Here is a 21,643-nt window from a genome sequence, read left to right as displayed (position 1 = left end):
GTCGTCAGGCCGGTTTGCCCTCCGCCGAAGCGTCGTCGTTTTCGTCGTCTTCATCGCGGCTGCGGCGCAGCATGCGCGGCGAGACTTCATCGAGCTTGTCGCCCAGCATGCGCCGCACGCTCACGTAGAAGACCGGAATCAGCAGCAGCCCGAACACCGTCGCGAACAGCATGCCGCCGATCACCCCGGTGCCGATCTCATGCCGCGACACCGCACCCGCGCCCGACGACAGCACGAGCGGGAGGACGCCGAGGATGAACGCCAGCGAGGTCATCAGGATCGGCCGCAGGCGCAGGCGTGCGGCCTGCAGCACCGCGTCGCGCAGCGTGAGGCCGTCTTTCTGGCCGTCCACCGCGAACTCGACGATCAGGATCGCGTTCTTGGCGCCCAGTCCGATCACGGTGACGAGTCCGATCTTGAAGTAGATGTCGTTCGGCACGCCGAAGAGCCGGCAGAACACCAGCATGCCCAGCATGCCGAGCGGCACGACGAGCAGCACCGAGACGGGAATCGACCAGCTTTCGTAAAGCGCCGCCAGGCACAGGAACACCACGACGATCGAGAGCGCCATCAGCAGCGTCGCCGACGAGCCCGACAGCAGTTCCTGATACGACTGCCCGGTCCAGTTCGCCGCGAAGCCGTGCGGCAGTCCGTGATCGACGATGTGATCGAGCGTGTTCATCGCCTGGCCCGTCGAATAGCCGGGCGCCGAATTGCCGACGATCTCGATCGCCGAATAGCCGTTGTAGCGCGGCAGTGCGGTCGGACCGTAGGCCCATCTGGCAGCGACGACGCTCGCGAGCGGCACCATGTCGTACGGCGCGATCGACGTGTTGGCGGGCGAGGGATCGACCGGCGTCGTGAAGCCGCGCGAGGCGCTGCTTGCGCTGTTGCCCGCATTGTTGACTGCGAAAGTGCCCGGCGTGAACAGATGCTGAAAGGCATCGAGCCCCATCCGGTACGGCGCGTCCGCCTGCAGATAGACCCGCTTCACGCGGCCGCCGTAGGTGAACTGGTTGACGTAGGACGGCGCCAGTTCCATCCCGAGCGTCTGGTAGACATCCGTCAGCGAGAGACCCATCGCCTGCGCCTGCGTCCGGTCCACCGCGATGTCCAGCTGCTGCTGGTAAGGCAGCGAGTTAGGACGGATGCCTGCCAGCACGGGACTTTTCGCGGCATCGGCGAGCAGGGTGTGCTCCGCCTGTCCCAGCTCGGCGCGCGACTGGCCCGCGCGCGCCTGCAGATACATGTCCACGCCGCCGAACTGGCTCAGGCCTCGGATGGTCGGCAGATTGACGACGAAAATCTGTGCGTCCGCAATGCCGGACAGGATCCGGTTCATGCGCGGGATCAGCGCCATGGCCGTCGCGGACCGCTTGTCCCAGTTCGTGAGCTGGATGAAGGCCATGCCGACGTTCTCGCTCGTGCCGACAAAGCTGAAACCCTCCGGCTGGAAAATCCCGGCGATGTCGCGGCTCACGTCGCTGCGGGCGAGCGTGTCGCGCACTTCGTCCATCACGTGCGCGGTGCGCTGCAAGGTCGCTCCGGGCGGCAGGTTGACGAGGGCGAGCACGAAGCCCTGGTCCTCGTCCGGCACGAAACCCGTGGGCAGCCGCGCATACAGGAAGCCCGCCAGCACCGCGACCAGCGCGAACGCCGACATCCAGCGCGGCGCCCGGCGGATCATGCGGCCGGCCTGGGCCACGTAGCGTGTCGCGGTCCAGTCGAAGATCCGGTCGAACCCGCGATAGAACGCGTTCTTCTCCTTCCGATGATGCGGCTTGAGGATCGCCGCGCATAGCGACGGCGTGAAGGACATGGCGAGGAACGCGGAGCAGCCCATCGAGATGGCGATCGTCAGCGCGAACTGCGCGTAGATGATGCCCGTCGCGCCCGGCTGCAGCGCGGAAGGCACGAACACCGCCGTCAGCACCACGGTAATGGCGACGATCGCGCCCGTGATCTGTGTCATGGCCTTGTGCGTCGCCGCTCGCGGCCGCGTGCCCTCCTCGCTCATGATGCGCTCGACATTCTCGATCACGACGATCGCGTCATCCACCACGATGCCGATGGCGAGCACCATGCCGAACAGGGTCAGCTGGTTGAGCGTGAAGCCGAGCGCGGCGAGACCGATGAAGGTGCCCAGCAGCGCGACCGGAATCACGAGCACCGGAATGATCGTCGCGCGCAGGTTCTGCAGGAACACCAGCATGACGAGGAATACCAGCGCGATCGCTTCGGCCAGCGTGCGGACCACATCCTCGATCGATGCCGTGATGAAGGGCGTGGTGTCGTACGGCACGGACCACGTGACGCCGGCGGGCAGGTCGCGCGCGAGCGTGTCCATCGTGGCCTTCACGGCGCGCTCCACTTTCAGCGCGTTGGCGCCCGGCAGCAGGAAGACCGCCAGGCCGCCGGCCGGCTTGCCGCGATAGGACGCCGCCAGGCCGCCGGTCTGCGGCCCGAACGAGATGCGCGCGACGTCGCTCAGCCTGACCGTCGTGCCGCTGCTGTTCGACAGGACGATGATGTCGCGGAACTGCTTCATCGACGAGAACAGCGTGTCGCCCGAGACGGTCGCCGTGAATGCCTGCCCCTTGGTGGCCGGGTCCGCGCCCAGCGAGCCGGCCGGGAACTGCGCGTTCTGCTGGGCCACCGCATTGAAGACTTGCGTGGTCGAGAGTCCGTAGCTTTGCAGCTTGTCGGGATCGAGCCAGATGCGCATCGCATATTCGGAGCCAAGCAGGGTCGTGTTGCCGACACCCGTGACCCGCCCGATGGCCGGCTGGATCCGCGAGGCGACGATGTCGGACAGCTCCCCTGAGCCGATGCCCGGATTGTTCGACTGCAAGGCAATGAACATCAGGATGTCCGGGCTCGACTTTGCGACCACCACGCCTTGTTGCGTGACCTGCGAAGGCAGCAGCGGCTGCGCCAGCGCGACCCGGTTCTGCACCTGCACCTCCGCGATGTCCGGGTTGGTGCCCGTCGCGAAGCTGAGGGTGATCTGCGTCTGCCCGTTCGATCCCGATGTCGAACTGAAGTACAGCAGGTTGTCGATGCCGGTGAGCTGCTGCTCGATCACCTGCGTGACGGTCGATTCCATGGTCTCGGCGCTCGCGCCGGGGTATTGCGCGGTGACCGTCACCTGCGGCGGCGCGATGTCGGGATACGACGCAATGCCCATGCTGCGCACCGCCACGATCCCGAACAGCGACATCAGCACGGCGACGACCCATGCGAACACCGGACGGTCGATGAAGAAGCTCGGCATGGGCAGCCTCCTCTACTTCGTCGCACCGGACGCAGCCGGCGCGGGAGCTTGCCATGCAACAGTCGCGACCTTCGCTCCCTCGTGCGCCGCCTGAAGCCCGGTCACGATGATCCGGTCGCCGTCACCAAGCCCACGCGTGACGATCCAGTCATTACCGTGGCTCTCGGTGGCCTCCACATCGCGGCGCGCGACCGTGTCGTGCGCATCCACGGTCAGCACGTAGGCGCCCTCGGTGTCGCGCAGTAAAGCTTCTTGCGGGATCAGGAACACGCCGTTCTGCCGCCCCAGGTCGACGGTCAGCGTCACGTACATGCCCGGCAGGAGACGCCGTTCCGGGTTCGCGACCCGCGCTCGCAGATTGACGGCCCCGGTCGCGGCATTCACCGTGACGCCGGAGAAGTCGAGCGTCCCGGCGCTGCCGTAAGGCGCACCGTTGGGCAGCGCGATGCGCACGGTGGTCTCGGCAGGCTTTGCGAGTTCGATGGCAGGCTGGCTCGAGGGCTGTTCCAGCGTGGCGAGGTCGGCTGAGCTGATCGTGAAGTTCACGTACATCGGATCGATCGTCTGGATGGTCGTCAGCAGCGTGCCGTTGCCGCCGCTGTCGGACGTGCCGGTGCCCACCACCGCGCCCGCCGTGACCTGCTGCTGCCCCGCCATGCCGCTGACCGGCGCCGTCACGCGCGTGTAGTCGAGCGACACGCGCGCGCTATGCACGGCCGCTTCATCGGCCTGTACCTTGGCCGCGGCGCTGCGCTCGGCGGCGTCGGCGTTGTCGACCGTCTGCTGCGACACCGAGCCGACCGGCAGCAGCCTGCGATCGCGCGCCGCCGTGATCCGGTTGTTGACGGCCACGGCCCGGTCCTCTGCCAGCACCGCCAGCGCGGTGTCGAGCTGCGCGCGGTAGAACGCCGGATCGATTTCGAACAGCAGCTGTCCGGCCCGCACCGCCGCGCCTTCGGTGTAATCGCGCCTGAGCAGCAGTCCGGACACGCGCGCGGTGACATTGGCGCTGTAGTACGGCGACAGGCGCCCGACCAGGCTTCGTTCGAGCGGCACCGAGCGCGGCTGCACCGTTACGATCGCGACGCGCGCCAGCGCGGGCGGCGCCGGACTCTTCGAGCAGGCGGCAAGCACGATCGGACACAGGCACGACAAGGTCGCGCGTCGAAGGCGTGACGTCATATGAACTCCGCTCTGGCGGGTGACGGATGCGAGCGGCCTCTCCCTCCCGTCACGCCCGCCGCTCGCTGCCCGGTCGTGTGGAGCCCAAGCGGGATCGCCGGATCAGCCGGATGCAGCAGCGTGCGCAGCAACGCCGGCATGATCCTGCTGCCAGCCGCCGCCGAGATTCTTCACGAGCAGCACATGGCTTTGCGTCAGCAGCGCCTCGGTGTCGCGCAGGCTCTGCCGTGCCTGGATCAAGGTCAGGCGCTGCGCGAGCACGTCCTGCTGACCGACCGCGCCGGCGTCGAACTGCGCTTGCTTGCTCGCGAACAGCCGCAGGTTGTCGTTCAGCACCTTCGCAACCGCGTGCTCCTGCGTCTGCAAATGATTGATCGAGGACAGGCTGTCTTCGACGCTCTGGAACGCCGCCAGCACCGTATTGCGATACGTCGCGACGCTTTCGTCGTAGCGGGCGCGGGCCTCGTGTTCGGCGGCCGTGCGCGCACCGCCGTCGAAGAGGGTTTGCGCGAGATCGGGGCCGAGCGTCCAGAAGCGGTACGGCACGGTGAACAGATGCGCGAGCGTGTCGTGCGCGAAACCGCCGTCGGCGGACAGCGAGAGCGTCGGAAAGAACGCGGCCACCGCCACGCCGATGCCCGCATTGGCCGCCGCCGCCGAGCGCTCGGCGCTGACCACGTCATAGCGACGTTCGAGCAACTGCGCCGGCAGCGCGAGCGGCACGGCGGGCGCAACGAAGCGATAGTCCGGATCGGCGGCAATGCTGAACGATGCGGGCGGCACGCCGGTCAGCACGGCGATGGCGTGTTCGTCCTGCTCGCGGGCCGTGGCGGTTGCCTGCAGCAGCGCGGTGATCGTTTCGAAGGTCTGCTGGGCGGACAGGACATCGTCGCTGGATGCGTAGCCTTCGGCCAGGGCGGTCTGGGTCATCGCGAGAAGGCGGGCGTCGATGTCCCGTTGCGCGTTCAGCGCCTGCAGGTCGTAGTCCGCTTGCCGCAGTTCGAAATACGTCGTGGCCAAGCTCGCGGCAATGGATATGCGCGTACCGGCCAGTTGCGCATCGGAAGCCTGTGCGTTCGCCTTGGCCTGCTCGATCTGCCGCCGCACCGCGCCCCACAAATCCAGCTCCCAACTCACCGAGCCAAGCATGACCACGCTGTTGCCCGGCACGGCGGCGGGCGCGCCTGAATTCCGCGCCGCGCCCGCGGCCTGCGCGACGCCGCCGGAACGCGTCCCAGCGAAGCCCGCCGTGACGGTCGGAAACAGGCCGGCGCGATTGGCCGCGACCGTCGCGAGCGCGACGCGATACGCGGCTTCGGCCACCGCAATCGACTGGTTCGCCTGCAAGGCCTGTTCGACGAGCTGATTCAGGCGCTCGTCGCCATACATGCGCCACCAGGTGCTGTCGATGGCGGCTTGAGGATTCGCGTCGGCGCGCTGCCAGTCGGTGCCTTCCTTGAAGCTCTGTGGCACCTGCATCGCGGGCCGCTGATAGTCCGGACCGAGCATGCACGCCGCGAGGGGCAGCAGCACGGCAAGCGCCGCAACACGACGCCAGTTCAAGCGGCATCGTGCAACAGGCACGGGTGCGAAGAGCCGGAAAGCTGTTTTCACGCACATTCTCTTTTTTATTGAATTGGCCGTGCAGTGCGACTTGATTCGAATGTCCGCGTCCGGCGCCTTCGAGGCGCTGCGCGTGGTTCGTCGCCATGGACGAAGAAATCTTATCGACGTCGCGCGCCGATTTCGACGAGGCAGATGCGAATCGCAGATTCGCTATCGGCGATTCTTTTACGCGATGGATACGCAAGGTCTTTCGGCATGAAGACCGATGAAGACCGATACGCACGTGGAGGAGGAATTTGAGAAGCGCCGTCCGGGAAGAAGGCAGGATGCCGAAGAGAAGAGTTTGCAGCAGACGCCGCTGCGTCAGCCGATCACCGGCGACGCAGCGGAAGCGAGACGATCTCCCTCAGCCGCCCGCAGCCGGCGACAGCGCGCCGAGCTTGTCCGCGGTGACCTTCTGCAGCGCGATGATGCGCGTCATCGCCGCATGATTGCCCGTGGTCTCGTCGATCATCTTCGCCACGTCCGCCTTCAGTTGCGTGCGCGAACCGCCGTCGAGATAGACCATGTGCCCCGACGGATAGAAGCTCGCCGACAGGTTCTGCCGCACGGTCTTGTCGATCAGCGGCATCTGCTGGAGATCGATGACCGTCTGATAGAACGGCGTCACGAAGTCGTACATGCCGTTCGCCGACAGCACCTTCAGGTCCACGTTCAGCGCCATGACCGCGGCAAGATCGCCCGCCGTGTAGAGGATCACGTTGCCCTTGGCATCGAGGCCCTTCTGCGCGCCGGTCGGGTCCGTGTGCTTGAAGTCCCAGTTGAGGAAGGCCTGGTCGTTGAGGTCGGTGAACGATGACGTCGAGGTGAACTTCAGCTGCTCGTTCAGATAGCTGTTCCACATCGTCGTGTACACGCCGCTGACCGCCGTCATGGTCGGATCGTTGCCGCCGGAATTCGGATCGATTTTGCCCGCGATGCCCGTCGAGATGGCCGTCACGCGTCCGTCGTACGAGCCGAGCGCTTCACCCTTCGCCTTGAGCAAGGTGGTCAGGAACAGCGAATTGCCGCGGCTGTCGTAGGCGGCAATGTCGAGACTCCAGGCCAGCAAGGTGGCCTTCTCGATGCCCGTGTATTCGGACAGCTTCTCCACCAGCTCGTCGTCCGTCTGCGGAAACTTGCGCAGCGCATTCAGATAGTCCGTGCGCGCAAACTCCGCGACCTCTTCGGCGAACGTGAGAAGGTTGGTCGGCGTCGGGTGCACGCCGAGCTTCTTGTGATACCACGCGTCGGCCGACGCCGTCGGCAACGCGCCGACAGGATTGCCCGCCTGGGCGTAATCGAGAATGGACGATTGCAGCGTGACGCCGTTCAGGTCGATGCCGTCCTCGTGCAGCTTGTAGGCGAGCACGCAGCTGCGCGCCGTGCCGTAGGACTCGCCGAACAGGAACTTGGGCGAATTCCAGCGGTTGTTCTTCGTCAGATAGCGCTTGATGAACTGCGCGATCGATCCCGCATCCTGATCCACGCCCCAGAAATCGCGATTCGTGTTCGGCGCGATGGCCGCCGAGTAGCCGGTTCCCACCGGGTTGATGAAGATCAGGTCGCTGCGGTCGAGCAGGCTGTCCGGATTGTCTTCCATCTGATAGGGCGCGGGCGGCGTGAAGCTCGGCATGGCGGTCTTGATGCGGCGCGGCGCGAACGAGCCCAGCAGCACGAATACCGACGACGATCCCGGTCCGCCGTTATAGAAGAACATCAGCGGCCGGGTCTCTTCCTTCGCGCCGTCCTTCGTGAACGCGACGTAGAACATCTTCGCGTTCGGCTTCGAGCTGCTCGGATCGACCGTCACGAGATGGCCGACCGTCGCCGTGTAGGCGATCTTCGCCCCGCCGATGGTCACGCTGTGATGCGTGATGGCCGCGTTCTCATCGGCCTCGCTGGCCTGGACGGCGTCGTCGGGACCGTTGCCGTAGGCGACAGGATCGAAATACGGCTGGTCCTGCTTCGCGGACGAGGTCTTCTTCGCCGCTTTCTTCGCTGCCGGGACCGCCGGGGCCGCCGCCTGCGATGCAGGCGCGGCTTCGGCGGAGGGATGCTTCGCTGCCAGTGGATCGGAGTTCATCGTCGTCGCTCCAGAATCGTCGTCGTGGTTGTTGTTCACTGTCGGTGCTGCCTGCTACTGCTTGAACTCAAAAGCACTCAGCCCTTGGCGGACTTGAGCGCCGCTGCGATCTTGCCGCCGTCCGGGCTGCCCAGTCCAGTGCAGGCATCCCAGCCGGCCGAGGCCGAGAACGTGCCGTTGTTGCCTTCGGTGATGTCGTGGAACGCGGTCTCCGCCTTGTACAGCTTCGGATTCACAAAGCCGGCCGGCGACCCGTTGAGCGCGTTGAGGCGCGCAATCAACGCGGCCCACAACGGCGCGACGGCGCTCGTCCCGCCGACCACGGTCTCTTCGCCGTCGATCAGCACTTCGTAGCCGGTTTGCGGCGAGGCGTCGCCGGCCACATCGGGCACGCCGCGCTTCGCGAGCGCCGCATGCCTGCCGTTGCGCGTCACCGAAAGCCCTTTCTGCCAGACCGGCAGCGCGAAGACACTCGACACGCCGCCGCCGCCCGAACCGCCCTGGTCGCCGTCGTTCCAGACCACCTCGCTGCCGATGCCGCTCGCCGAGGCCGTGAGGCTCGTGCCGCCGCAGCCGAGCACATACGGGCTCGATGCCGGGAAGTCGACGTGATCGGCGCCGTCGCTGGCGCCGTCGGACGAGCCGCTGTCGCCGGATGCGGCGCACACGGTGACGCCGAGTGCGGCCGCGCTTTGCAGCACCGCGTTGAAGGCGCTGATCGACTGCGACGACCAGTTGGACTCGGGGCCGCCCCAGCTGATCGAGATGACCGAAGGCTGGTTGCTTGAATCGTGCAGCGCGCGATTGACGGCATCGACGAAACCGGCGTCGCTGTTCGGCGCGAAGTACACGGCGATGCGCGCGCCCGGCGCGATCGCCCCGGCGATTTCGATGTCGAGCGTCACTTCGCCGTCAGGACCGTTCGGGTTGCCGGTGGGCGCGTTCTTCGCGTTGTCGACGCCGACTGAAATCACCGTCGGCGCCTTCACGCCGAGCTTCTTGAAATAGGCGCTGAGATCGCTGTCGCGATAGCCGCCGCCCAGTTCGATGATCGCGATGCACTGCCCGGCGCCGTCGCCATCAGGGAAGTCATAGAGGCGCGCGAGGTCGACCGGCGTGAACGACGCGGGCGCCGCGCCGCGCGCAGGCTTGAAGGGCGGACGGAAACGGAAGTGCGGACGCGCCTGCGGCTTGCTGTCGAGGCCGAGCACGGCGGTCACGGCGTCGTGCATGTCGTCGGGCACATTCACCGGGCCCGCGCGGCCGCGATATTCGCCGATGTTGTGATGTTGAAAGCGTTCGAGCTTCACATCGAAAGCTTTCTGGAATTGTTCGATGGTGCCTTTCAGCACGACACTGCGCGTCTCGGTTTCCGCCCGCACGACGGTCAGGCCGTATTGCTTCGCGAAGGCCTTGACCTTCTCGACGTCTGCGTCGGAAGCAGTGAAACGTTTGTCGAACTCGGCGCGCGAAACGGGTTGAGCGGGCGCCTCGCCCGCATCGATGCGCGCCATCATCTCCTTGAAGCCCGCTTCGTCCTTGCGCCGCAGCATCACGATCACTTCGATCTGCTCGCCGGGATCGCACGCGCCGATGCATTTCGCGCCTTCGGGATGAATCTTGTCGCTGCCGCTGACCGGTTGCTTCGCCATGATGTCAATACTCCTCGTTGGCCTTGCAGTTCACAGGTGACCGATCCTGCCGCTCTCGCCCGGCGCGGCGCGTGTCGCGACGCGCTGCACGCACGTCGCTCATCGTCTTATTTTCCGGGCGTGAATGCAATTGCTCGGACCGTTGACGAGAGCATGCAGTTCCAGTGAGACAAACGATGTCTCCGAACGCAGGATCCCGGATGATGAAGGCAACGAGGTGGTAGCGGCTAATGCGCGGGCCGCTCTTCGTCATATTCGGGCCGCGCGCCTTGCTGGAGCCACGGCTCGCGATGTCTGCACCACAACTCGTAGTCCGGTTCGAACACGCCAGTCTGATCGAAGGCGCCGAGCGGCAGATCGATTTCGTCGCGCGACACGTACTCCATATACGCCACCGAGCCGCAGATCGGACAGAAATGCCGCCGCCCCTGCCCGGAACTCTGCCAGGTCGATACACTGCCGCTCATCGTCACGGCGCCGCGCGCATAGATCACGTAGGCGCCGAAGGCCGATCCATGCACCTGCCGGCACGTCATGCAGTGACACATGCCGACGCGCTTGTGCGGGCCTGATGTGCGAAAGCGGAAGGCGCCGCATGCGCAGCCGCCCTCGTGAACCGTCGCGCTGGTTTCGTCGCCCTGTTTGACATTCATCGTGCCCTCCCGGGAATGATCATTGCACCGGCGCGCCTGCCGCGCCCCCTGGTTTGTTACGATAACCCTTCACGATCGGAGATGGCACTCATGAGCACAGCGAGCACGGCCGGCAGCACCCGCACCTTGTCCCTCCTGAAGCTTCTTCCCGGCGCCGGATCGGACTTCGGTCCGGCCGCCACGGACCTCGTCGCTCACGTTCTCTCGCATGCCCGTTTCGACACCGCCGCGCAGACGCACGCGCCGCGCGAAACCTTCCGCGGCGTCACGGTCGACGACGCCATGAACGATTCCTACGTGTTCCCGCTCGGGCAAACCGGCCAGTCGATCGTGCTGACGGGTTACCGGATCGCGGCGGGCTTCATCGCCGAACGCGCCGCCGACGAATGGCTCGAACTGGCGCACAAGGAGCGGCTCGCGCGCGGCCTGCCCGCCACGCCGGACGGCAACGAACCGCACCTCGCGCCCGATCCCGCCGAAGCGGACCAGTTGCTCGACCGCGCCGCCGAATGCGCGCAGCGCATCCTGGAGCCGGTGGCGGCCGATCCCGTCCTGGCGCTGTTCGAGACGCACTATCGCGGCGGCCGCGAGTTCCTGCGGCTCACTTGGGAAGGCCTGCCGGAAGATCTCGTGCCCGAGTCGCGCCGGCCGCTCGCCGCGCTGGCGCAGGACGGCGCCCGCCGCGAGAAGCGCGATTACGATCCCTATGGCCTCGACGGCACGGACGTGTATGACGTGGACCGGCCGCTTGCGTATCGCGAGAAGATCGGGCCGTTTCTCTTCACGATGACTTATCGCCACGAGTATCCGCAAGTGGACGACGAGCGCCTCGGCACGGCGTTCGCCGTGTTCCACGAAGCGGGCAGCGACATCGTCGCGGCGGCGGTCAAGCTGCAACTGGTCAAGGTGCCGCCGTTGCAGCGCAGCGCCGACCTCGTCTATACGCTCGATACCTACTCCGGCGAGATGCTGTCGCTCGCGCTCGCCGCGACCGAGGCGCTCGGTCCCGAGAAGCTCTGCGAAGTGTTCAACGCGCATCGCGTGATCTATATTGGCCTGTGGGAAGTGCGCAAGCCGTGGCGCGGCGAAGGGCTCGGCGTCGCGCTGCTGCATCAGGCGCTGGAGCGGCTGCCCGTCGATGTCGATGGCCGGCCGAACGCGCTGTGCGTCGCGCCGGAGCCGTATCAGACCGACATGCGCCACTTCGACACCCTGCCCGCCGTGCTGCGCGAGGAACTGAAGGCGCCCGCGCGACGCCTCGCCACGCATCTGACGGGCTGGCTCGAGCGCTCGAAGCTGCCCATCGCCACGCATTTCTTCGTGCCGATGGCGCGGCATGCGGGCATCGGCTCGGCGGGCGAGAATGCGCGGCTGATCGACCGGATCATGGAAAGCGAGGCCTGATGCCGTGCTCGTTGTCATCGACATGCAGGCGCGGCTGCTGCCGCATCTCGACGGCGGCGAGCAGCTGACCCGCCGCGTCGCGACGCTCATGCGTGCGGCGCAACTGCTCGACGTGCCGTTGCTCGTCACGGAGCAGAATCCGCGCGGCATCGGCGGGACGGCGGACGCCTTGCTCGCTCATTGCGATGCGGCCCGCCGTATCGAGAAACAGACCTTCGACGCCACGCTCGAACCCGCCTTCATCCACGCGCTGCCGCCCGCGCCCGGCCCGCTGTGGATCGCGGGCGCAGAGGCGCATGTCTGCGTGCTGCTGACCGTATTGGGACTGCTGCGGCTGGGCTATCGCGTGGAGTACGTGGCGGATGCCGTGGCGTCGCGCCGTCCCGCCGATCGCGACATCGCACTGGCGCGCGCGCAGCAGGAAGGCGCACGGCTCACGACGGTCGAAACCACGCTGTTCGGCTGGCTTGGCACCTATGCGCATCCGCGCTTCAGGGAGACGCTCGCGCTGATCAAGTGACCGTGCGACCATGGCGTTCTTCTGCTCGCTTGCCGTTGCACGAAGTCGAAGGAGCGCGCCATGACATTCCCAGTTCGCCCGGCCTTGTGTGCCGGCTGCATGCTTGCCGCCCAGGCCGTGGCGCAGTCGAGTGACACGGCGCCGCCGCAGCCGCAGATGCAGATGCAAGCGCCTTCACAAACACAAACCCAGTCGGAAGTCACACCGCCGAGCGCCCCGCTCACGCGGGCGCAAGTCCGCGCGGCGCTCGCCCAGGCCCGTGCCGAGGGCTCCATTCCTCGCTACGGCAACCCGCCCGGACGTTGAGCGTCACTCACGAAACTGGCAATTTCGCCATCTTCCAGATGATGTGATGTGCCGGATTTACCGGTGCGTGCAGCTATTACGCGCCTTTTCTGTCGGCCCTTCACGGCCGGTCCGTCACGCACCGCATGGCACCGTACTTGCTGATTGCGAGCCGTCGCGGAGTCGAACGTTCGATCACGAAAGAACGGACACACGCCCCGCGCATCCCATGCACCGCACAGCACTCGAGCACCCGGCGCACGATGTCGCGTTTCGCCGCGGGCGAATGCCTTCACGAAGACCGGAGACTGTGCAGGCATCCTTCCGAACGAGCGAGGAGCATCGAATCGCCATGTCCCCAGCCAATACCCCTTCCCACGACACCAGCGACACCGCGCAGCAGCCATCGCGCCGACGCTTCCTGCAGTCCGCGGCGGCCGCCGCCGCAGTGAGTGCCGCGCCGCTCGCGCACGCCCAGCAACAGGCCGCTGCACCGGCGCCCGCGCCGCTACCGCCCGCCGCCGTGCCGACGCTGCCCGTCACGCTGACCATCAACGGCCATCCCCACGAACTGCACGTCGAGGCGCGCACCACGCTGCTCGATGCCTTGCGCGAATACGCCGGCCTCACCGGCACGAAGAAGGGCTGCGACCGCGGCCAGTGCGGCGCCTGCACGGTAATAGTTTCGGGCCGGCGCATCAACTCGTGCCTGACGCTTGCGGTGATGCACGACGGCGAGTCCGTCACCACGGTCGAAGGACTCGCGCCCGACGGCGACGCGCTCGCGCCGATCCAGCGCGCCTTCATCGAGAAGGACGCCTTTCAGTGCGGCTACTGTACGCCCGGGCAGCTGTGCTCGGCGACGGCGCTCATCGCCGAATACCGTGCCGGCGATGCCAGCGCGGTCACGGCCGACGTGCGCTTCCGCCCCGCGCAGCTGTCCGACGACGAAATCCGCGAGCGCATGAGCGGCAACATCTGCCGCTGCGGCGCGTATCCGAACATCGTCGCGGCGGTGAAGTCGGTCGCGTCCGGCAACGCCTGAGGAGACGCACATGGACGCGATCTCCTATCAACGCGCCGCCGACATCGGCACGGCGCTGCAGGCGGCGAGCCAGCCCGGCACGATGTTCATCGGCGGCGGCACCAACCTGCTCGATCTCATGAAAGGCGGCGTGATGCGGCCGATGAAGCTCGTCGACATCACGCACATCGCCGCGCTCGACGGCATCAGCACGCTGCCCGACGGCGGCCTGCGCATCGGCGCACTTGTGCGCAACAGCGACGCCGCGAATCACACGTGGGTCCGCGAGCGCTATCCGCTGCTGTCGCAGGCGCTGCTTGCTGGCGCGTCGGCGCAGTTGCGCAACATGGCGACGGTCGGCGGCAACCTGATGCAGCGCACGCGCTGTTCGTATTTCTACGACCCCGGCTTTCCCCAGTGCAACAAGCGCACGCCGGGTAGCGGCTGCGCGGCGCTCGACGGCCATAACCGCATGCACGCGATTCTCGGCGCGAGCCGTCAGTGCATCGCGACGAATCCTTCCGACATGAGCGTCGCGCTCGCCGCGCTGGATGCTGTCGTGCGCGTCACGGGTCCGAACGGCGAGCGGGCCATTCCGTTCGCGGAGTTTCATCGGCTGCCGGGCGAACGGCCCGATCTCGATACCACCTTGCAGCCCGGCGAGCTGATCACGTCGGTCAATCTGCCGCCGCCGTTGTTCGCCGGACACTCGAAGTACCTGAAGGTGCGGGACCGCGCGAGCTATGCGTTCGCGTTGGTGTCCGTTGCGGCGGCATTGCAGATGGACGGCAACACGGTCCGTCAGGCGCGCATCGCGCTGGGCGGTGTCGCGCACAAGCCGTGGCGCGCCAACGCGGCCGAACAGGCGCTCGCCGGCAAGCCGCTCGATCCGGCCACGCTGCAGGCGGCCGCCGTGCTTGCCGTCCAAGGCGCGCAGCCGCAGCGCGACAACGCGTTCAAGGTCACGCTCGCACAACGCGCGATCGTGCGCGCCGTTCAACAGGCCGGAGGTGTCGCATGACTGTCATTGGAAAACCGCTCGACCGCACCGACGGCGTGCTCAAGGTCACCGGCCAGGCCCGCTACAGCGCCGACAACACCGACGCCAAGCTCGCCCATGCGGTGCTCGTCACGAGCACGGTGGCGCGCGGGCGCATCGCGTCGATCGAGTCGAACCGCGCGCAATCGATGCCCGGCGTGCTGCTCGTGATGACCTACCAGAACGCGCTGCGCCTACCCAACAACGGCGTCCCCGACGCGCAGCCGCCCGCCGTGCGCAAGCTCACGCTGCTGCAGACCAACGAAGTGCGCTACAGCAACGAGCCGGTGGCGGTCGTCGTCGCGGATTCGCTGGAACATGCGCAGGACGCGGCGCGTTACGTCGACGTGCGCTACGAGGCCGCGATGCCCAACGCCGATTTCGAGCGCGCGAAGCCTCAGGCCTATCAGCCGGAGAAAATGATGGGCCGCGCGATCACGACTCAGCGCGGCGACGTCGAGGCCGGCTTGCGGCAAGGCCCGACGCGTCTGAACGCGGTCTACACGACGCCCTACGAACATCACAATCCGATGGAGCCGCACGCCACGCTGGCCCGCTGGGACGGCCCGAAGCTCACGCTCTATGACGCGACCCAAGGCGTCTCCGGCGCGCGCAGTGCGGTCGCGAAGTTCTTCGGCATCGCCGATGACAACGTGCGCGTGATCTGTCCGTTCGTCGGCGGCGGCTTCGGTTGCAAGGGCTCGGTCTGGTCGCATGTCGTGCTGGCCGCGATGGCGTCGAAGCAGACCGGGCGGCCCGTGAAGCTCGTGCTGACGCGCCCGCAGATGTTCGGCATGATCGGCAACCGGCCCTTCACCGAGCAGCGCATCCAGATCAGCGCACGCGACGACGGCGTCATGACCGGCATGCGCCACGACGTGATCTCCACCACGTCGACTTTCGAGGACTGGACCGAAAGCTCGGCCATCGTCACGCGCATGCTGTACGCGGTGCCGAATCAGTCGACGTCGCACAAGCTGGTGAAGCTCGACATCGGCACGCCGACCTTCATGCGCGCGCCGGGCGAGACGAGCGGCTCGTTCGCGCTCGAAACGGCCATCGACGAAATGGCGTATCAGCTGAAGATGGACCCGCTCGCGTTCCGCGTGAAGAACCACGCGAACATGGAGCCGCAGGAAAAGAAGCCGTGGTCGGAGAAGTCGCTGCTGGAGTGCTATCAGCGCGGCGCCGACACCTTCGGCTGGGCGAAACGGCAGCCCGCGCCGCGCTCGATGCGCGAGGGCAATACGCTGATCGGCTGGGGCGTGGCCACGGCGACGTATCCGGCCAACCGCAGCGAGGCGTCGGCGGTGGCGCGCATCCTGCCGGACGGCACCGCGATGGTCGCCTCGGGCACGCAGGATCTCGGCACCGGCACTTACACGATCATGACGCAGGTGGCCGCCGACGCGCTCGGCTTTCCGCCCGATTTCGTGCGCTTCGCACTCGGCGATTCGTCGCTGCCGAAAGCGCCGGTGTCGGGCGGCTCGCAATCAGCGGCGAGCGTGTCGCCGGCGGTGCGGGCGGCGTCGCTGCAGGCGCGCGACCAGCTCATCGCGATGGCGCTCGCGGATCAAGGCTCGCCCGTCGCGGGCCTGGCGCGCGAGGACGTCACGGTGAACAACGGCTGGGTCGTGAGCCTGTCGAACCCCGGGCGGCGCGATCCGGCGGCGGCGGTCATCGCGCGCAACGGCGGCAAGGCGATCGAGGCAATGGCCACCACGCGCCCCGGCGACGAGAAAAAACAGGCCGCGTTCCACTCCTTCGGCGCGGTGTTCGCGGAAGTACATGTGGATGCCGAACTGGGCATCATCCGCGTGCCGCGCATCGTCGGGGTGTATGACGTCGGCACGCTGCTCAACCAGAAGACCGCGCACAGCCAGTTGATGGGCGGCATCGTGTGGGGCGTCGGCTCGGCGCTGATGGAAAAGAGCGAACTCGATGCGCGCTATGGCCGCTATACGAACGCCAATCTCGCCGAGTACCACGTGCCGGTGAATGCGGATATCGGCACGCTCGACATTGCCTTCGTCGAGCATCCCGATCCGCTGATCAATCCGCTCGGCGCGCGCGGCATCGGGGAGATCGGCATCACGGGCGTGGCGGGCGCGCTCGGCAACGCGGTGTATCACGCAACCGGCGTCCGAGTGCGCGACCTGCCGATCACGCTCGATACGCTCCTGCCTTCAACGCAGGCGTGATACCCGAGCGAAAAGCGCGGCAGCGCCTCGGCCCGCCGCGCATTTTTTGTGCTTGCGGCGCACTTCGATGCGCCGCACAATCGCCGTTCGATCCCCATACGAGCAGCCGCGATGACCTATTCGTCGAGCGCGACCGGCATCCTGCTGGCCGCGGGCCTGGGCACCCGCTTCGATGCCTCCGGCATTCACAACAAGCTGCTCGCCCCGCTGCCGGACGGCACGCCGGTCGTGTTCCAGTCGGCGCGGCGACTGCTGGCGGTGGCGTCGGAAGTCATCGCCGTCGTGCGGCCCGGCGCGGAGAAACTGGCCGACGTGCTGAACGAAGCAGGCTGCGGCGTCATCTTCAGCATCGACGCCGAACGCGGCATGGGCGCCACGCTCGCGGCGGCCGTGCGCGCCACTTCGGAAGCCGAGGGCTGGCTCGTCGCGCTGGGCGACATGCCGTGGATCGAAGCCGCGACGTATGAAGCGGTCGCGCGCGCACTCGATGGCGGCGAGCCGCTGGTCGCGCCCGGCTATCGCGGCCAGCGTGGTCATCCGGCGGGCTTCGGCCTGGCGCATCGGGACGCGCTCATGACGCTCGACGGCGACGCCGGCGCGCGTGGACTTTTCGCCCTGCACGAGCCTTTCATCGTGGATGCCGGCGACCCGAACGTGCTGCGCGACATCGATGTGCCCGGCGATCTCGGAGCCGTCTGAAGCGACCCAGCACCAGGGTGTGTGCGCCCTCTGTCGGGTTGTCTGAAAAGCGCTTGGCCATTCGGCTGAATTGATTCGGACCGTTTATCAAATGGTAGGATCAATTTCAATCGCGCGGCATTCCGGCGGCGCGGCGCACACCTTCGGGGAAGGGAGCATCACATGACAATCCGGCGCGAAATGCGGCGCGTGGCCAACGCGTTCGCCTCCGTTTTTTCCATTTATCCGCGTACCGATTACCTGGCGAATCGTCCGCGCAAATCGCCTGCCGAGATGATGGACGACGCGTGGCAGAGAACCATGTCGGACTTCGACAGAACCTTGAACGGCTATGGACAGCGTCAGCGAAACCGCTGAAGAGACGCGCATTCGCTATGTCGCGCAAGCAGCTCGAAGCGAGATGGCGGCACCGGCGTCTGGGCCGGATCATTCGTCAGCGCAGGTGTCGAGTCCGGCCTCAGTCATGGTCGCGGTCCAGGCGCATTCGTTCCGCGGACCCATGCCGTCGCCCGAGTATCTCGCGCAGTACGACAGGATCGTGCCCGGTGCGGGTCGAATGATCGTCGAGGAGTTTCAGATGAACGGTCAGCACACGCGGAACATGGAGTCCATGAACGCGCGCGGCTCCATCCGCAAGGATGCCCGCGCGCAGTTCATCGCGGGAATCCTCGTGCTGATCGGTTTCGGACTCGTCTACAAGCTGGCTGAAACGGAGCATGACGGCGTTGCCATCGCAGTAGCCGTCACGCTGCTCGTCAGCGTGCTCACCGCATTCCTCACCGGTACGGTCATGAGGGACAAGCATCAGGCGGTCTTCAGAGGGAAGCCCGAAGATCAGGCCTTGCTGCTTCCTCAGGCGGCAATCGCAGCGGCATCGTTTGAATCGCCGGCATCGGACACCGCCGGCAAATAGCGCTTGCTGACTTCGAGCAAGGTCGCGCCGAAGCCCTTCTGCGCACGGAAGTCCGTTCTCGCGCTCGTCACCACGCGCGGCATCGCGCTCCATTCAATCTTCGCGCCGCTCGCTATCAGCGCTTCGACCAGCGCCACATCTTCGCTCGATTCCAGCGGCGGAAAACCGCCCGCGCGCAGATAAGCCTGCGCCGATACGCCCAGATTCGCGCCGTGAATATGCCGATGTCCATCCGCATCCATATAGGTGCGTCCGAAGTGCTCCCGCACGGCGTGGACATGCGGCGACCAGTCATGCACGCCGATCACGCCGCAGACGGCATCGGCGTGACAGTCGAGCTGCCGCACGAGCCAGTCTTCGGCGACTGTCGTGTCGGCATCCGTGAAGGCCAGCCAGCGCGCGCCCAGGTCGAGCGCAAGCGCGGCGCCGTGAGCGCGCGCCCGGCCGACATTGCGGGCATCGATCGAGGTCACCTGCGCGCCGAGCGCGAGAGCGATGTCGCCGGTCTCGTCGGTGCAGCTGTCGAGCACGACGATCACGCGCACGGGTTCTCCGGACAGTTGATGACACGTCGCGGCGCGGCATGCGGCCGCCACGCTGGCGCCGATATGCGCGGCTTCGTTGTGGGCAGGAATGATGATGGCCAGCATGACGGCTCCGTGGGTTGATCTGTGGCGCGGCAAGCCCAAGCGTCGAAAAAACAATCGAACGCCGCGGCAGATCAATTTCAGCAATGACCGTACCCATGGCCCCGTCCTGCCTGGACGCGGCGTCGGCAAAGGGCACGATCGTCCCTAAATAGTTGCCAAATAGTTGCCTGGAGCCAGTGGTCGTCGCTAGAATTACTGTATGGATATACAGTACTTTTCCGATTCTGACCGCCGATGAAAAGCGTCATCCTCGATCCGTCGTTTGCCGCGTGGCGCACCGAAGCACGCAATCTCCTCACGCAAGGCTTGCGTCCCGAGGAAGTGCTCTGGTGCGAATCGGACGCATCGGCCACGGTGTTCGGCACGATCCAGTCGCCGGCCGGCGCCACGGGTCCGGACGCGAAGCAGCCGGTCAGGATTGCCCGCGAATTCCTCGCCATGCTGGAGACGGCCGCGTGCTATCGCGCGCCCGACCGCTGGCCGTTCCTGTACAAGGCACTGTGGCGCTGGACCCAGGGCGACCGCGCCATCGCGTCCCGGGAGGATGCCGACGGCCTGCGCCTGCACCGGATGATCGAAGCGGTCGAAGCCGAGGAAAACACGATGCGCCGCGTGCTGCGCTTCAGGCATCGCGACTCGTCGCTCGGGCCGCCGGAGTTCATCAGCTGGTTCGAGCCCGTGCACGACCTGCTGGAGCATGCCGCCATGCATTTCGCGACCCGCATGGGCAGCGCCACCTGGATGATCGCCACGCCGCACGGCGCCGCCTTCTGGGACGGCGCGCTGCTGCGCGTCGACCGCACGAGCGAGCCGGAAGAAAAGCCGATGGACTTCGGCGACACCGCCATGAGCGGCGAGGCGGTCAGCGGCGACGCCATCGAGGCGCTCTGGCTTGCGTACTACGAGAGCACCTTCGCGCCGGCCCAGGCGAATGCCGCCGAAATGGCCTCGCACATGCCGGTGCGCTACTGGAAAAGCCCGTCGAACGAACGCGCCGATCCCGCGCTGATTGCCCGCGCCGATCCGTACTCGCGGCGCGACGGCCATCCGCGCAACGTGCCGCCCGACATGGAAGTGGCGCTCAATACCGACCGGGAGCCGGTGAAGGGCACGATCCTGAACGCGCCGCCGTCGCTCGACGCCTGCCGGCGCTGCGCGCTCTGGCGCAACGCCACGCAGCCGGTGCCGGGCGTCGGTCCGGCCGGCGCAAAGGTGATGCTGGTGGGCGAACAGCCGGGCGACCAGGAAGATCGCGAGGGCAAGCCGTTCGTCGGGCCGTCGGGCAAGCTGCTCGACGAAGCGATCGCCGAGGCGTCGCTCGCGCGCGACTCGCTGTATCTGACCAACGCGGTGAAGCACTTCAAGTGGGAAGCGCACGGCGACGAGCGCGCGCATGTCGCGCCCGCCCAGCGTGAGCGCGAAGCCTGCCGCTTCTGGCTCGACGAGGAACTGGCGCGCATCGGGCCGAAAGTGGTCGTTGCGCTGGGCGCCACCGCGCTGAAGGCGCTCACCGGGCATCGCACGGCGCTGTCGGAGTATCTCGGCAAGACCATCGAGCACAAGGGGCGCATCATCGTGCCGACCTATCATCCGTCGTATCTGCTGCGCCTGACCGACGAAAAAGTGCGCGCGGAAGTGCTCGGGACGATTGTCGAGGCGCTGGTGTTCGCGCAGCAGATCGCGGACGGCTCCGCGACGATCCGCACGCCGGTCAAGGAGCGCGCGCGCTGACGGCGCCTCGGGCACACGGGGAACACAGCGCAGACCGAGGCGAAGTGCAACAGGAAGCAACAGGAGAAACAAGACGAAAGAGCCGTCAACGATCCTGTAAGCCGCGCGTTAATATCGATGTCGCGTCGATCCCGGCGCTCACCGATGGTTACGACCACAACTTACATGGCCGCTCTCCCGCTCCAGGAACTCCACCGTCAACAATCGCTGCTGGCGCTCGTGCCGAAATCGGCCGGGCAGCTGAAGACCGAGCGCGAACGCCTCGTCATCCGCGCGCAGTGGCTGTTGAATCTCACCATCGCCGTGGCGCTCGCGGGTGCCGCGCTCATCGCGTGGCTGCCGTTCTCGCCGGTGCCGCATGAATTCCGCTTCGGCGTGCAGGAAGTGCTCGGGGTCGCGGTGTTCGCGTCCTGCCTGTTCATCCTGCATGAGCGCGCCGAACTCTCGCTGGGCCTCTACGACTACGAACCCGTCGAGCAGACCACCCAGGGTGAACTGCGCGCCTTACTGCACCGCGTGCCCGAAGGCACGTCGTATCAGGAAGCGCTCGCCGCCGACAACCGCACTTTCGTGACCGGCGAAATCGAAGGCATCCGCCGCCGCGCCGAAGCGTTCGTGCCGAAAACCCTGCCCGCCGACGACGGCAACACCGAAACCTGATTCCCCGCCTCCGCCGCGCAACGTCATCCTGAAAGCCGCCGCCTCGCCAAGACGAGGCGGCGGCT

17 protein-coding genes are annotated in these 21,643 nt (G+C 66.8%); 10 read left to right on the top strand and 7 right to left on the bottom strand.

From position 1 onward, the window contains the following. Nucleotides 1–4: 4 nt before the first annotated feature. The 6 genes from QCE83_RS29315 to QCE83_RS29290 form a co-directional block, all read right to left on the bottom strand. Entirely contained in the window at nucleotides 5–3,274 is a 3,270-nt protein-coding gene (locus QCE83_RS29315; protein WP_309819473.1) for an efflux RND transporter permease subunit, read from the bottom strand. A gap of 12 nt (nucleotides 3,275–3,286) precedes the next feature. Beyond that, complete coding sequence (locus QCE83_RS29310) at nucleotides 3,287–4,456, bottom strand: efflux RND transporter periplasmic adaptor subunit (RefSeq protein ID WP_309819470.1); 1,170 nt, start codon at nucleotides 4,454–4,456, stop codon at nucleotides 3,287–3,289. A gap of 102 nt (nucleotides 4,457–4,558) precedes the next feature. Next, nucleotides 4,559–6,019, bottom strand: a complete 1,461-nt coding sequence (locus QCE83_RS29305; RefSeq protein ID WP_309819468.1) for an efflux transporter outer membrane subunit — start codon at nucleotides 6,017–6,019, stop codon at nucleotides 4,559–4,561. 409 nt (nucleotides 6,020–6,428) lie between these two features. Further along, nucleotides 6,429–8,147, bottom strand: a complete 1,719-nt coding sequence (locus QCE83_RS29300) for a S10 family serine carboxypeptidase-like protein (protein WP_309819466.1) — start codon at nucleotides 8,145–8,147, stop codon at nucleotides 6,429–6,431. A 77-nt stretch (nucleotides 8,148–8,224) separates the two neighbouring features. Then, nucleotides 8,225–9,799 carry a S53 family peptidase gene (locus tag QCE83_RS29295; RefSeq protein WP_309819464.1) on the bottom strand — a complete coding sequence of 525 codons (1,575 nt, stop codon included), beginning with the start codon at nucleotides 9,797–9,799 and terminating at the stop codon, nucleotides 8,225–8,227. Nucleotides 9,800–10,026: 227 nt separating this feature from the next. After that, a complete protein-coding gene (locus QCE83_RS29290; RefSeq protein WP_309819462.1) occupies nucleotides 10,027–10,452 on the bottom strand; it encodes a GFA family protein in 426 nt (141 codons plus the stop codon). A 90-nt stretch (nucleotides 10,453–10,542) separates the two neighbouring features. On the opposite strand from QCE83_RS29290, the gene QCE83_RS29285 reads away from it, so the two are divergent. From QCE83_RS29285 to QCE83_RS29250, 8 genes are all read left to right on the top strand, one after another. Next, nucleotides 10,543–11,856: an inositol monophosphatase gene (locus QCE83_RS29285; protein ID WP_309819460.1), complete on the top strand. Its 1,314-nt coding sequence runs from the start codon at nucleotides 10,543–10,545 to the stop codon at nucleotides 11,854–11,856. A gap of 4 nt (nucleotides 11,857–11,860) precedes the next feature. Continuing rightward, nucleotides 11,861–12,376, top strand: a complete 516-nt coding sequence (locus QCE83_RS29280; RefSeq protein WP_309819458.1) for an isochorismatase family protein — start codon at nucleotides 11,861–11,863, stop codon at nucleotides 12,374–12,376. 60 nt (nucleotides 12,377–12,436) lie between these two features. Beyond that, on the top strand, nucleotides 12,437–12,682 hold the full coding sequence (locus QCE83_RS29275) for a hypothetical protein (protein WP_309819456.1): 246 nt from the start codon (nucleotides 12,437–12,439) through the stop codon (nucleotides 12,680–12,682). Between the two features lie 331 nt (nucleotides 12,683–13,013). Continuing rightward, nucleotides 13,014–13,706, top strand: coding sequence for a 2Fe-2S iron-sulfur cluster-binding protein (locus tag QCE83_RS29270; RefSeq protein ID WP_309819453.1), 693 nt, complete (start codon nucleotides 13,014–13,016; stop codon nucleotides 13,704–13,706). 10 nt (nucleotides 13,707–13,716) lie between these two features. After that, on the top strand, nucleotides 13,717–14,706 hold the full coding sequence (locus QCE83_RS29265; protein ID WP_309819449.1) for a xanthine dehydrogenase family protein subunit M: 990 nt from the start codon (nucleotides 13,717–13,719) through the stop codon (nucleotides 14,704–14,706). Beyond that, complete coding sequence (locus QCE83_RS29260) at nucleotides 14,703–16,925, top strand: xanthine dehydrogenase family protein molybdopterin-binding subunit (RefSeq protein WP_309819446.1); 2,223 nt, start codon at nucleotides 14,703–14,705, stop codon at nucleotides 16,923–16,925. The genes QCE83_RS29265 and QCE83_RS29260 overlap by 4 nt, the downstream gene beginning before the upstream one ends. 111 nt (nucleotides 16,926–17,036) lie before the next feature. Continuing rightward, the gene (locus tag QCE83_RS29255; RefSeq protein WP_309819444.1) at nucleotides 17,037–17,624 is read left to right on the top strand and encodes a nucleotidyltransferase family protein; all 588 of its coding nucleotides are present in this window, start codon (nucleotides 17,037–17,039) and stop codon (nucleotides 17,622–17,624) included. A gap of 331 nt (nucleotides 17,625–17,955) precedes the next feature. Continuing rightward, entirely contained in the window at nucleotides 17,956–18,537 is a 582-nt protein-coding gene (locus tag QCE83_RS29250; protein WP_309819441.1) for a DUF2335 domain-containing protein, read from the top strand. Here QCE83_RS29250 and QCE83_RS29245 read toward each other — a convergent pair. Further along, the gene (locus QCE83_RS29245) at nucleotides 18,477–19,187 is read right to left on the bottom strand and encodes a glycosyltransferase (protein ID WP_309819439.1); all 711 of its coding nucleotides are present in this window, start codon (nucleotides 19,185–19,187) and stop codon (nucleotides 18,477–18,479) included. The two genes, QCE83_RS29250 and QCE83_RS29245, sit on opposite strands and share 61 nt — an antisense overlap. 234 nt (nucleotides 19,188–19,421) lie before the next feature. Between QCE83_RS29245 and QCE83_RS29240 the strand changes: the two genes are divergently transcribed. Further along, nucleotides 19,422–20,918, top strand: a complete 1,497-nt coding sequence (locus QCE83_RS29240; RefSeq protein ID WP_309819437.1) for a UdgX family uracil-DNA binding protein — start codon at nucleotides 19,422–19,424, stop codon at nucleotides 20,916–20,918. Between the two features lie 144 nt (nucleotides 20,919–21,062). Then, nucleotides 21,063–21,578, top strand: a complete 516-nt coding sequence (locus QCE83_RS29235) for a hypothetical protein (protein ID WP_309819435.1) — start codon at nucleotides 21,063–21,065, stop codon at nucleotides 21,576–21,578. The last annotated feature ends 65 nt before the right edge of the window (nucleotides 21,579–21,643 follow it).

Origin of the sequence: Caballeronia sp. LZ034LL (assembly GCF_031451215.1) — a bacterium.
In the GTDB taxonomy this organism is placed as follows: domain Bacteria; phylum Pseudomonadota; class Gammaproteobacteria; order Burkholderiales; family Burkholderiaceae; genus Caballeronia.
The sequence above is the reverse complement of the archived record's forward strand: the minus strand, read 5'-3'. Positions and strand labels throughout refer to the sequence as shown.